13 protein-coding genes and 1 pseudogene are annotated in these 12407 nt (G+C 37.7%); 13 read left to right on the forward strand and 1 reads right to left on the reverse strand.

The window, feature by feature from the left end; translation table 11 throughout:
- Nucleotides 1-127: 127 nt before the first annotated feature.
- From AC0LWJ_RS00425 to AC0LWJ_RS00480, 12 genes are all read left to right on the forward strand, one after another.
- Nucleotides 128-1489: an NCS2 family permease gene (locus AC0LWJ_RS00425; protein ID WP_474237206.1), complete on the forward strand. Its 1362-nt coding sequence runs from the start codon at nt 128-130 to the stop codon at nt 1487-1489.
- A 56-nt stretch (nt 1490-1545) separates the two neighbouring features.
- Nucleotides 1546-2010: a 5-(carboxyamino)imidazole ribonucleotide mutase gene (gene purE / locus AC0LWJ_RS00430; RefSeq protein ID WP_503031446.1), complete on the forward strand. Its 465-nt coding sequence runs from the start codon at nt 1546-1548 to the stop codon at nt 2008-2010.
- 23 nt (nt 2011-2033) lie between these two features.
- Nucleotides 2034-2738, forward strand: coding sequence for a phosphoribosylaminoimidazolesuccinocarboxamide synthase (gene purC / locus AC0LWJ_RS00435; RefSeq protein WP_474237204.1), 705 nt, complete (start codon nt 2034-2036; stop codon nt 2736-2738).
- A 25-nt stretch (nt 2739-2763) separates the two neighbouring features.
- Nucleotides 2764-4161 carry an amidophosphoribosyltransferase gene (gene purF / locus AC0LWJ_RS00440; protein ID WP_474237321.1) on the forward strand — a complete coding sequence of 466 codons (1398 nt, stop codon included), beginning with the start codon at nt 2764-2766 and terminating at the stop codon, nt 4159-4161.
- An 11-nt stretch (nt 4162-4172) separates the two neighbouring features.
- Nucleotides 4173-5183 (forward strand): phosphoribosylformylglycinamidine cyclo-ligase, encoded by a 1011-nt coding sequence (purM, locus tag AC0LWJ_RS00445; protein WP_474237203.1) that lies wholly within the window; start codon nt 4173-4175, stop codon nt 5181-5183.
- A complete protein-coding gene (gene purN / locus AC0LWJ_RS00450; protein WP_474237202.1) occupies nt 5180-5797 on the forward strand; it encodes a phosphoribosylglycinamide formyltransferase in 618 nt (205 codons plus the stop codon). Before purM ends, purN begins: the two co-directional genes overlap by 4 nt.
- 172 nt (nt 5798-5969) lie before the next feature.
- On the forward strand, nt 5970-6335 hold the full coding sequence (locus AC0LWJ_RS00455) for an IS607 family transposase (protein ID WP_474237201.1): 366 nt from the start codon (nt 5970-5972) through the stop codon (nt 6333-6335).
- Nucleotides 6299-6526: a hypothetical protein gene (locus AC0LWJ_RS00460; RefSeq protein WP_503031498.1), complete on the forward strand. Its 228-nt coding sequence runs from the start codon at nt 6299-6301 to the stop codon at nt 6524-6526. Before AC0LWJ_RS00455 ends, AC0LWJ_RS00460 begins: the two co-directional genes overlap by 37 nt.
- Complete coding sequence (locus AC0LWJ_RS00465) at nt 6498-8186, forward strand: SSO2105 N-terminal domain-containing protein (RefSeq protein WP_503031447.1); 1689 nt, start codon at nt 6498-6500, stop codon at nt 8184-8186. Before AC0LWJ_RS00460 ends, AC0LWJ_RS00465 begins: the two co-directional genes overlap by 29 nt.
- A gap of 266 nt (nt 8187-8452) precedes the next feature.
- Nucleotides 8453-9979, forward strand: a complete 1527-nt coding sequence (gene purH, locus AC0LWJ_RS00470) for a bifunctional phosphoribosylaminoimidazolecarboxamide formyltransferase/IMP cyclohydrolase (RefSeq protein WP_474238385.1) — start codon at nt 8453-8455, stop codon at nt 9977-9979.
- A 14-nt stretch (nt 9980-9993) separates the two neighbouring features.
- Entirely contained in the window at nt 9994-11244 is a 1251-nt protein-coding gene (gene purD / locus AC0LWJ_RS00475; protein ID WP_474238383.1) for a phosphoribosylamine--glycine ligase, read from the forward strand.
- A gap of 271 nt (nt 11245-11515) precedes the next feature.
- Nucleotides 11516-11920, forward strand: a complete 405-nt coding sequence (locus AC0LWJ_RS00480) for a DUF1284 domain-containing protein (protein WP_474238380.1) — start codon at nt 11516-11518, stop codon at nt 11918-11920.
- An 8-nt stretch (nt 11921-11928) separates the two neighbouring features.
- Here the strand turns inward: AC0LWJ_RS00480 and AC0LWJ_RS00485 are convergent.
- A pseudogene (locus AC0LWJ_RS00485) lies at nt 11929-12027 on the reverse strand (ABC transporter permease); the annotation flags it as partial.
- Here AC0LWJ_RS00485 and AC0LWJ_RS00490 point away from each other — a divergent pair.
- Nucleotides 12019-12174: a hypothetical protein gene (locus AC0LWJ_RS00490; protein WP_474238378.1), complete on the forward strand. Its 156-nt coding sequence runs from the start codon at nt 12019-12021 to the stop codon at nt 12172-12174. The pseudogene AC0LWJ_RS00485 and the gene AC0LWJ_RS00490 sit on opposite strands and share 9 nt — an antisense overlap.
- Nucleotides 12175-12407: the final 233 nt, after the last annotated feature.

Below are 12407 nucleotides of genomic sequence, written 5' to 3' on the forward strand. Positions count from 1 at the left end.
TTAAAATATGAAATAATATTCGGCAAAATGGTTGACTAATTTAAAAAAAATTGTTAATATTGTTATATGATTTTAGACAAGCTTTTCAGTTAAGATTATTGTATATTATTTAAAGGAGAATTTGACAATGGAGAAAAATTCATGTATATCATTAGCGAACAGAATATGGGACCTTGACGGACATAAAACAAATGTAAAAACAGAAATAATAGCAGGTCTTACAACATTCATCACTATGGCGTATATCCTTTTTGTAAATCCAATTGTTTTGAAGGAAGCTGGTATGAATACCGGTGCCGTATTTACAGCAACGGCTATTTCTGCGGCAATAGGCACCTTGATGATGGCTTTTTATGCCAATTATCCATTTGCGCAGGCTCCGGGTATGGGCTTAAATGCTTTCTTTACATACACGGTTGTTTTAACAATGGGTTATACATGGGAAGAAGCCTTGGCAGCTGTTTTTATTTCCGGTATAATATTTATTTTAATAACTATTTCCGGTATAAGAGAAATGATTATTGATGCAATCCCTATGTCGTTGAAATATGCAGTAAGCAGTGGTATAGGCTTGTTTATAGCACTTATAGGATTTAAAAATGCAGGCATAATAATTGCAAATAAAGCAACATATATAGGTTTTGGAGAGCTATCAAAGCCCGGTCCGCTATTAGCGGTAATCGGTTTATTTATAACTGCAATTTTAATGTCAAGGAGAATAAAAGGTTCAATATTGATAGGAATACTTCTTACAAGCATTTTGGGAATTTTTATGGGGGTAACAAAAATACCCGCTGATTTTACCTTGATAAAAATGCCTCCAAGTCTTGCACCTACTTTTTTGAAGCTTGATTTTGCCGGGCTTTTAGGCATAGGTAAACATATTGCACCGATTGCATTGATAACAAGCTTTCTTTATGTGGTATTGACATTTACCTTTGTTGACATGTTTGATACAATAGGTACATTTATTGGAACAGGTTCAAAAGCAGGGATGCTTGATAAAAATGGAAAAATGCCCAATATGAAAAAAGGTCTTTTATCAGATGCAATTGCAACATCCGTAGGTGCTTTATTAGGTACGTCAACTGTTACAACATATGTAGAAAGTGCGGCAGGTATTGCAGAAGGCGGCAGGACAGGGCTTACTGCCTTAATGACAGCAATAATGTTTATTTTTGCATTGTTTTTTTCACCGATTGCCTTATTGGTTCCTTCTGAGGCTACTGCACCAGCACTTATAATAGTCGGTGCTTTAATGATGGGTACCATAAAAAATATAAATTTTGATGATTTTACCGAAGCACTTCCATCTTTTCTCGCAATTGCGTTAATGCCGTTTACCTTCAGTATAGCAAACGGAATAGCCGCGGGGCTTATTGCATATCCAATTGTTAAAATTGCATCTGGAAGAGCAAAAGAGGTTCATCCGATAGTATATATACTTGCTCTGCTATTTATTTTAAGGTTTGCAACATTAGCAGGTTAAAATATAAACCCCGATTATACAAATTAATCGGGGTTTTAAAAAAGGGGGTTATGATATTGTCGAGACCAAAAATTGCCATTATTGTCGGCAGCAAATCCGATTTGCAAATCATAGAAGGATGTGAAAAAATACTTAATGAATTTAACGTTGATTATGATTTAAAAGTATTATCTGCACACAGAACACCTGTTGAAACACAGCAATTTGCTCAGAATGCCGATAAGGTATATGATTTAATAATAGCAGGTGCCGGTAAGGCGGCACATCTTCCGGGAGTTATAGCATCATATACAATACTTCCTGTTATAGGTCTTCCAATAAAATCATCAACACTTGATGGGATTGATTCACTTCTTTCTATAGTACAGATGCCCAAGGGTATACCTGTTGCAACTGTTGCCATTGACGGGGCAGAAAATGCCGCATTATTGGCATGTCATATTTTGACATTAAAATATCCATATATAAAAGAACTTCTTGTTAATTACAGAAAAAGGATGGCTGATGAAGTATTATCTTAAATTTGAAGGGATGATTTGTTATTATGGAAAAATTAGAAATGTTGTATGAAGGTAAGGCTAAAAAAGTATATAAAACAGATGATGAAAACTCATATATTGTTGAATACAAAGATGATGCAACAGCATTTAACGGTGTTAAAAAAGGCATTATTCAACAAAAAGGGATACTAAATAATAAGATTTCAACAATATTATTTGAACTGCTGGAAAAGGAAGGTATACCTACACATTTTATTAAAAATTTAAGTGATAGGGAAATGCTTGTAAAAAAAGTGAAGATACTACCGATTGAGGTTATTGTTAGAAATTATGCGGCAGGCAGTCTTTCAAAGCGGCTGGGTATTCCGGAGGGTGATAAATTAAAGACAACCGTATTAGAGTTCTGCTATAAAAATGATAGGCTGGGAGACCCGATGATAAATGAATACCATATTGAGGCAATGGGGTTGGCTACAAAAGAGGAAATCGAAAAAGTAAAGGAATATTCTTTTAAAATCAATGAAATTCTTTCAAAATATTTATTATCAAAAAATATAATTCTTGCAGATTTTAAATTGGAATTTGGAATAACAGGAAATTGTGTTATTCTTGCCGATGAAATATCTCCTGATACATGCAGGCTTTGGGACAGCCAAACAATGAAAAAACTTGATAAAGATAGATTCAGAAGAGACCTTGGTAATGTTGAGGATGCTTATATTGAAATACTTAACAGGCTTGAAAAATAAGAATAATACTGGCGAGGTAAATAAAATGCTTAATATGATAAAATTAAAAGAAGAATGCGGTGTTTTTGGTGCATATAGTTTAAACACTAATATTCAAAAACATATTTATTACGGACTTCAGGCACTGCAGCACAGAGGGCAGGAAAGTGCAGGAATTGCCGTACTGCAGGGGTCATATGTCAATTATGTAAAAGGCATGGGGCTTCTAACAGATGTATTTACGAAAGAAAATTTATCGGTACTTGAAGGCAAGGTAGGCATAGGGCATGTCAGGTATTCTACTACAGGCAATAATGAGGCTCGTAATGTACAGCCTTTTGTTGCGAATTTCCATAATGGGTATATGGCCCTTGCACACAACGGAAATCTTATAAATGCTTTGGAGCTTAGGCAGGAGCTTGAAAATGAGGGGCGAATACTACAGACAACATCTGACAGTGAAATCATTCTTCATCTCATTGCAAAATACTACAGCAAAGGTCTTATTGAAGCATTAAAAATTACGATAGGCAAGATTAAAGGTTCATATGCATTGGCAATTTTGATTGAGGGCAAATTAATAGGTATAAGGGATGTAAATGGAATAAGACCATTGTGTATCGGGAAAAAAGATGATACTTATTATATATCATCAGAATCCTGCGGACTGGATGTAATTGGAGCAGAGCTTATCAGGGATGTGGAAGCTGGAGAGATTGTCATTATTGATGATGAAGGTTTACGTTCTGTTAAGATTGAGACAGATGAAAAAAAGATGCCCTGTATTTTTGAGTATATTTATTTTGCAAGACCTGACAGCATATTAGACGGAAAAAACGTATATAGGGTTAGATATGAGATGGGAAGACATCTTGCAAAGGAAAGTCCGGTTAATGCTGACCTTGTCGTGCCGGTGCCGGATTCAGGAATACCTGCATCAAGGGGATATTCGTTTGAATCATGTATTCCTGTTGGCGAAGGGCTTATAAAAAATAAATATATTGGCAGAACTTTTATTTGTCCAGAGCAGACCGATAGGGAAATTAGCGTAAGAATAAAATTAAATGTTTTAAAGGAGCTTGTGAAGGGCAAGAAAATAATATTGATAGATGATTCGATAGTAAGGGGAACCACCATGAAAAGGCTTGTTGAGCTTTTAAAGGAAGGCGGAGCAAAAGAAGTACATGTAAGGATAAGCTCACCGCCTGTAAAATATTCCTGTTATTTTGGCATTGATACTCCAACTAAGAAGGAACTTGTTGCTGCAACAATGTCTGTAGAGGAGATTAAAGACCTTATTGGGGCGGACAGTTTAAGCTTTTTAAGCATAGAAGGACTTAAAGAAAGTGTCGGGCTAAATACTGCTTGTACCGGATGTTTTGATGGCAAATACCCGATGGAGGTATTTGACGGAAGAAGCAAATATTTATTTGAAAAAAAATAAGGAGTGTTTTTATGAAGTACAAGGATTCCGGTGTTAATATAGATGAAGGAAATAAATTTATAGAAATGATAAAGCCTTTAGCAAAAACAACCATAAGAGAAGGGGTTTTAAATGGCATAGGCGGATTTGGGGCATTGATGGAGATAAAAAATTATAAAAAACCTGTGCTGGTATCAGGAACAGATGGCGTTGGAACAAAGCTAAAAATTGCATTTATGATGAATAAACATGACACAATAGGTATAGACCTTGTTGCAATGTGTGTAAATGATATAGTGGTCAGCGGAGCAGAACCCCTATTCTTTCTCGATTATTTTGCGACAGGCAAATTAATAAGCGAGGTTGGCGTGGAGGTTGTCAGAGGTATAACAGAGGGTTGCCGTCAAGCAGGGTGTGCTTTGATTGGTGGTGAAACGGCAGAGCTTCCCGGTATGTATAATGATGGTGAATATGACCTTGCAGGATTTGCGGTAGGTATTGTGGAAAAGGACGCAATAATAACCGGAGAAGGTATAAAAGAGGGAGATGTATTACTGGGGCTTAAATCATCGGGTATACATTCAAATGGTTATTCACTTGTTAGAAAGGTATTGTTTGATAAAAATAAAATGTCTGTAGATGATTATGTAGCTGAACTTGGTACAACACTGGGTGATGTACTTTTAACACCTACAAGAATTTACGTAAATTCAATTAAAGCGTTAAAGGGGCTAAGTATAAAAGGAATTGCCCATATAACAGGGGGAGGTTTTCTTGAAAATATTCCAAGAATTTTCAAAGAAGGGATATCTGCGAAAATAAAAAAAGATTCATGGGAAATACCAGAAATCTTCAAATTTCTTCAGAAAATGGGTGATATTGAGGATACAGAAATGTACAGGACCTTTAATATGGGTATAGGGATGGTGCTTGTGTTGGCACCTGAGGATGCTCAAGAAGCAATTGACAGATTTAAAAAAGCGGGTGATACCTCATATATCATAGGAGAAATAACAAAAGGCAACAAAGGTGTGATAATATGAGATTGGTTATACTTGCGTCAGGGAATGGGACTGATTTGCAGTCTATAATAGATAGTGTTGAGGAAGGTTCTATTCCTGCAAAAATAGCTGCCGTCATAAGCGATAAAGAGGGTGCATATGCTCTAAAAAGAGCAAAAATCCATGGCATACCGACATATTGCCTCTCCAAAAAGGATTTAAAGGATAGATTTTATAGAGAATTATTGAGAATTATTGAAGAGATAAACCCTGACGGTATAATTCTCGCCGGATTTATTACAATATTAAACGAAGAAATAATCAATAAATTTCAAAACAAAATCATAAACATACATCCCTCCTTAATACCCTCCTTTTGCGGTAAAGGATATTATGGCGAAAAGGTTCATAAAGCTGTTTATGAATATGGTGTAAAATATACAGGTTGTACGGTGCATTTTGTTGATGCGGGTGCAGACACAGGACCTATTATACTTCAAGAAGTGGTAAAGGTAGAAGAGGATGACACCCCCGAGACTATTGCTGAAAAAGTCTTGGAAGTTGAACATAGACTTCTGCCATATGCGGTAAAATTATTTGCAGAAGGGAGGTTAAAAGTAGAAGGGCGCAAAGTCCATATAAATCAGTCCAAATAAACAGGAGGTAAGTAACAGCTGCCTTATTTCCGACAAACCTTGACAAAATATAATAAATATAATATAACAAATATATGGAATTATTAACTATAAGCAAAGCAGCAAAGAAACTAGGCGTTCATCCTAACAGCTTGCATCTTAAGAAAAGCAGGGTTTAATCAAGCCCATCCGTTTGCCTAGTGGTCAGCGCCGGTACTCCATAGACGAACTCAACAGGCTCTTGCAGTCTGGACAGCTAAACACCGGGCAGGAAGACGTCGTTCTGTATGCTCGGGTGTCCACCAAAAAGCAGGCGGATGCCGGCAATTTAAACAGGCAACTGGAAAGGCTGAGGCAATATGCGATCGAGTCAAATTACCGTGTCGTTGCCGAGTTCACCGACGTAGCCAGTGGCTTAAATCAGAAGCGCCGCGGATTGACGAATGTACTTAAGCTGGCTGAGCGTGGTGAGTATAAGAAGCTCATTATCGAATATCCCGACCGGCTTGCCAGATTTGGTATTTGTACATTGAACGGCACTTGCACTACTGCGGGGTAGAGATAATTGCCACAGCTGAGAAAGATTCGGAAGACACACAATCCGAGTTGGTCAGGGACTTGTTGGCGATAGTTATTTCTTTTTCAGCTAAGCTGTACGGCGCCAGAGGCGGTAAGAAGATAAGGCAGGGTTTCCGAGAACTTATAACGGAGGTGAAGTCAGATGAAGAAAGGGAAAAAGAACAGCGGTGAAATAAGCTGTACCGTCTGCGGCGAATTTTTCCCGGAGGTCTATCCTGCCTTTCGCTTAAAAAAGTGGAGCCGTGGGATGGAGGACCCGCTGAACACCGAGATGAGATTGTTCTGCTCCTGCATGCGCTGGGCATTCAACCGGCTGCAAGAAGATAAATCACGGGAAGAACTAAAAAAAGAAGGTCAGCAGGTATTTGGCTTAAATTCACGATGCTGTGATGACGCCATACTGAAGGCTAAAGCTATAACCGAATCCCAAAAAGAGCTTTTAAAGCTGGAAATAGAAGAAACAAAAACAAAATTAGCCCGTGCAAAGAAAAAACTCAGACAGGCAGAAAAAACCTTAGACGAAGCCATTAAGAAAAATGACTCGGCAAAAATCGGGAAATTCAAGCATACCGTACATGGTCGCAGAGCCAGAGTGAAAAAATTATCTGACAAACTATCTGTGTTGCTCTCTCATCAGGACAACAGCACCATACCAACAGTAGTTTTCGGTGGTCGTTCTTTGTGGAAGAAAGTTTGCAAAGGCAAGGTTTCGATAGAAGAATGGCGTAAGGCACGTCAAGATAGGTTATATTCCCGTGGTGACAAGACCAAAGGCGGCAACCCGAACATCAAGATAAACTTATCCCACAGAGAATTCTTCTTATCAGTGACCATTTCTCATCTGTCTAAGCAAAAAGGTACGGATATTAAAGGCAGACCCATAATGACCAGAGCGCCCCGTGTAGAAGGAAGGCTCTGGTTGCCGGATAAATACCGTTCAAAGGTGTATGAGTTACTTTTATCCGGCGCACCTTATACTGTGGAACTTATCAAAGGCAAGGATGCTAAGTACAGGGTACATATCAGTTTCGTCTTAACACCACCTGATTTAGCAACCAATCCCGACTATGGATATTTAGGTATGGATACCAATCCTGACGGTATAGCACTTGCCAATGTCGGTTATACCGGTCAACCAGAACCATGGACAAAGAATTTTAACGTACCATACCCAAAAGCACTGCACAAGTTTGCTGGAGAGTTTCAGGTAACAGTGCATCCAAATGGTTTTCTTTATATCAAGATACCTGAACTGGCAGAAAGCCGTGGTTTCCGACGTACGTACTTAGTCGGTGTGTTAGCCAAGGTAGTAGTAGACATCGCCAAAGCTTTACGTAAACCCATAGCCCAAGAAAAGCTGGAGTTCGGGAAAGACCGCCTGGATACCAACAAAAAATTCAACCGCATGGCAGCCAATTTCCCTTTTAAGAAGATGGTCGAAGCTGTCATACGCAGGGCTTTCAAGGAAGGAGTAGGTATAAAGCAGGTTTGGCCGGCACACACGTCAACCATAGGTTACTGGAAGTACATGCAGAAGTATGGCATAATAATACACCATGCCGCAGCATTGGTAATAGCCCGTCGTGCAATAGGTTTCAAAGAGCGTATTACCAATGAATTAAAGCAGAAAATTCAAGTTTTTAAAGAGAAGCTGAATCAAAAGGCAAATTCCTTGCCTGGGGAAGGAAGAGGGATGACCCGAAAGGTGAAGCAGCTCTTCAAGAAACTGGACGGAAAGATTCTTACTTACAATGGTCTGACCCGTTTTAAACAGGAATCGTTTCAATCCGTCTGGCATGACTTGAAACAGCTTGCTTTATCAAGTAGGTGACCCCGTTTAGCTGGAGTACGGAAACAACCGGCAGGTCGAATTTAACAGATCGCGGGAGGCAGAGCAGCAGCCTCGCTTAACGGTCAACGCAAGTTGCGCCCGTAAAGCACCGTTCTCCCGTCCGGGTGGGACTCCCGGGACTAAGGTCTCCCTGTCGCCCCAGTAAAAATTTTTCAAGGAGGTGTAAAGCCTGGTCATGGGGAGGTCGGGTTTACAAAAATTGATTATTGTTATGTATTGTAAACTTTTTTGAACCAGGTAATCATATGGGAAAGAGAGCACTCATCAGCGTTTCTAAAAAAGATGGTATACTAAGCTTTGCTAAAAATCTTAATCTGCTTGGATATGAAATAGTATCGACCGGTGGTACATATAAGATTCTTAAAGAAAATGGCTTGAATGTCATAAAAGTATCAGATGTTACAGGCTTTCCCGAAATCATGGAGGGAAGAGTAAAAACACTGCATCCCAAGATTCATGGAGGCCTTCTTGCAGTACGTGATAATGAAGAACATTCAAAGGCATTAAAAGAACATGATATAAGACCTATTGATATTGTTGTAGTTAATTTATATCCTTTCAAGGAAACCATTCTTAAAGAAAATGTGTCACTTGAAGAAGCAATTGAAAACATAGATATAGGCGGACCTTCTATGATAAGAGCGGCAGCCAAAAACAACAAGTATGTTACGATTATTGTTGATCCCGAAGACTATGACAGGGTTATAGAAGAAATAAAGGAATACGGCAATACAAAAGAAGAAACAAGGTTTTATCTTGCGGCAAAGGCATTTGGACATACAGCTCTTTATGATTCTCTTATATACAATTACTTAACAGGGATAGCAGGTGAACAATTCCCTGATGTAATGACATTTGCATATGAAAAAGAACAGGACATGAGGTATGGTGAAAATCCTCATCAAAAAGCGGCATTTTACAAAAACAGCTTAAAATCATATGGCATATCAGAATGTATTAAGCTTCAAGGCAAGGAGCTTTCCTTTAATAATATTAATGATGCAAATGCAGCTATTGAGCTTTTAAAAGAATTCAGAGAAGCAGCGGTGGTTGCATTAAAACATACCAATCCATGCGGTGTTGCGGTTGCTGAAAATATTTATGATGCATATATCAAGGCATATGAATGCGATCCTGTATCGATATTCGGCGGTATTGTTGCATTAAACAGGACGGTCGATGTTAAGACTGCGGAAGAATTAATAAAGATTTTTCTTGAAATTGTTATTGCACCTGATTTTGAAAGTGAAGCATTGGAGGTACTTAAGAAAAAGAAAAATCTAAGGATATTAAAGCTTAAAGAAGGATATGTGAATGAATATGATATAAAGAAGGTTGAAGGCGGACTTTTAGTACAGGAAAAGGACGAAATAGACTTAAAGGAAGATGAGTTAAAAGTAGTTACAAAGAAATCCCCTGTTGAAAAAGAAATGAAAGACCTAAGGTTTGCATGGAAAGTGGTAAAACATGTTAAATCAAATGCAATCGTCCTTGCAAAAGACGGCGCAACTGTTGGCATCGGTGCAGGGCAGGTTAACAGGATATGGCCTACGAAACAAGCTATTAAACATGCCGGTGATAAGGCAAATGGAAGTGTTCTTGCATCAGATGGATTTTTTCCATTTTCAGATGTTGTTAAAACAGCTAAAGAAGCGGGAATTACGGCAATTATACAGCCCGGTGGTTCAATTAAGGACAAGGATTCCATTGAAGAAGCAGATAAAAGTAATATATCAATGGTATTTACGGGGATAAGACATTTTAAACATTAATGGGGGTGTTAAGCATGAAAATATTGGTTGTCGGAGGCGGAGGCAGGGAACATGCTATCGTCCATAAATTATCACAAAGCCCGAAGGTAGACAAGATCTATTGTGCACCGGGTAATGCCGGTATTTCTCAACTTGCCGATTGTATTGATATAAATGTCAGTAACATCGATGAATTAAAAAGATTTGCCTTAAAGAACGGTATAGATATAACGGTGGTGGGACCAGAAGTACCTTTAATACAAGGTATTGTTGATGAATTTGAAAATGCGGGTTTAAAAATATTCGGACCGCGAAGTGCCGCAGCTGCAATTGAAGGAAGCAAAAATTTTTCAAAGTGGTTATTACAGAAATATAATATTCCTACAGGCAGATACAAAGCATTTAACAAATATGAAGAGGCACTTAAATTTTTAAAGGAAATATGGTATCCGGTTGCGGTAAAAGCGGACGGGCTTGCGCAAGGGAAAGGAGTATTTCTTGTAAAAAGTTTTACAGAGGCAAAAGAAGCCATTGACCTTATGATGAAGGAAAAAATATTCGGCACATCAGGAGATACCATTATTATTGAGGAGATGCTTTTCGGCAAGGAAGTATCTGTTCTTGCATTTACTGATGGAGAAACAATTGTACCGATGATTTCAGCTATGGATTATAAAAAGATTTATGAAGGCGATAAAGGACCTAATACGGGTGGAATGGGAAATGTAGCACCAAATCCATATTTCGATGAGAAATTGCAGATTGAAGTTATGGAGAAGATATTAAAACCAGTAATTAATTCCCTTAGAAAAGAAGGGATTGTATACAAAGGTGTTCTATATGCGGGTCTGATGCTTACAAGGGAAGGACCCAAAGTTCTTGAATTCAATGCAAGGTTTGGAGACCCTGAAACGCAGGTTATATTGCCCCTTCTAAAAACCGACATTGTTGACATAATGGAGGCAATAATAGATGGAAAACTTGATAAAATAAAAATCGAATGGGAAGATAAAAAAGCGGTATGCGTTGTTGCAGCATCACAGGGCTATCCGGGTAATTATGAAACAGGTTTTGAGATAACTGGCTTTGGTGAACTGAAGGGCATATTTGCATACCATGCAGGAACAACCTTAAAAGACGGCAAAATTGTAACGTCAGGTGGAAGAGTACTTGCACTGACAGCACTTGGAAATTCATATGATGAAGCAAGGGAAAAAGCATATGATGAACTTAAAAAGATAAACTTCAAAGGAATGTATTACAGAAAGGACATCGGTATAGTGTGACAAATGGGGACGTTCCTTATTTGTCACACTTTGATATAATATTGGAAAGAAGATGCCTTAGGTTATGAATAGTATTTAATAAGAGCAAGCTTTAAGAATTTATTCTATGCACTTTTATTTAGTTGCATTTGTCAAGTGAAAGATGCACCAAATTTCAATCGAATTTTCCTCTACTAAGTGTATGAAAAATCAAGCAATATTCTGACTCTTTATCCATTCCTACGTTTCTTTAAGTCTATATGAATTTCCATTGTGCAAAGGAGAAATTGAGATGAAAATAAGAGGACATCATTTATTGTGTATGTTGGGCTTTATGGGACTCGGATATGATGAAAAATTTATTTTAAATATGGTTAAAATCATTAAACAATTAAATAATGAACAGGATATGTTGATAAAAGTTGTGGATAGTGTGGATAAAATCTGTTGCGCTTGTCCAAATAATGTAAATGGAGAATGTACAGAGGAAGAGTATCCAGGAAGTGTAAAAGGAAAAGATAGGGCAGTTTTAGAAGTTTTAGATATAAGGTCAGGGGAGATATTGAGCTATAGGGAAGTCACAAATAGAATTAAAGAGAAAATGACTGAAGAAAAAATGGAAAAGATATGCAGTTACTGTCAATGGTTTAGCCTTGGGTATTGTTTAGAAGGGCTTAAAAAGTTAAAAGGCGGCTGAAGCCGCCTTTATAAGTCTTTATGTGAAAAGCGCTTTGTACCGTAATAGAGGAGAAATACCACGTAAAAAAAGATGTATATGAACATGTAAATACTGGGTTGAGACAAGATGGCAAGGAACCAAAAGAGATTGGATTATTGCCAAAACCAGAGCAAAACAAAATTATCAAACAGCTAAAAGAGGAAGGAGGCTTTTCAATTCGGCAAATTGAAAGAGCAACTGGAATTTCTAAAGGTATTATAGCAAGATGTTGACAATTAAGGTACGTCCCCTTTTGACTCGTGTTAGATTTCTTTATGCAATAATTAAATAAAAAATCAGGAAGACGTCTTTATATTTGGTAAATTAAAAGAAAACATTAAAGCTTTAAATACAACGTGTATCCCTGTCATTACGCTTGACGCTTATCCAGGCAAAAAATTTGAAATATTACAATTAGTAAGTATCAATAAGCACGTATAATAGCTGACCCTACATCTCTTAAAGC

This window comes from Aceticella sp. 75b-Ac (genome assembly GCF_056032965.2).

Coding starts and splice junctions, on each gene's coding strand:
- AC0LWJ_RS00425 (WP_474237206.1), top strand. CDS start 128: ATGGAGAAAAATTCATGTATATCATTAGCGAACAGAATATGGGACCTT.
- purC (WP_474237204.1), top strand. CDS start 2,034: ATGGAAAAATTAGAAATGTTGTATGAAGGTAAGGCTAAAAAAGTATAT.
- purF (WP_474237321.1), top strand. CDS start 2,764: ATGCTTAATATGATAAAATTAAAAGAAGAATGCGGTGTTTTTGGTGCA.
- purM (WP_474237203.1), top strand. CDS start 4,173: ATGAAGTACAAGGATTCCGGTGTTAATATAGATGAAGGAAATAAATTT.
- purN (WP_474237202.1), top strand. CDS start 5,180: ATGAGATTGGTTATACTTGCGTCAGGGAATGGGACTGATTTGCAGTCT.
- AC0LWJ_RS00465 (WP_503031447.1), top strand. CDS start 6,498: ATGAAGAAAGGGAAAAAGAACAGCGGTGAAATAAGCTGTACCGTCTGC.
- purH (WP_474238385.1), top strand. CDS start 8,453: ATGGGAAAGAGAGCACTCATCAGCGTTTCTAAAAAAGATGGTATACTA.
- purD (WP_474238383.1), top strand. CDS start 9,994: ATGAAAATATTGGTTGTCGGAGGCGGAGGCAGGGAACATGCTATCGTC.
- AC0LWJ_RS00480 (WP_474238380.1), top strand. CDS start 11,516: ATGAAAATAAGAGGACATCATTTATTGTGTATGTTGGGCTTTATGGGA.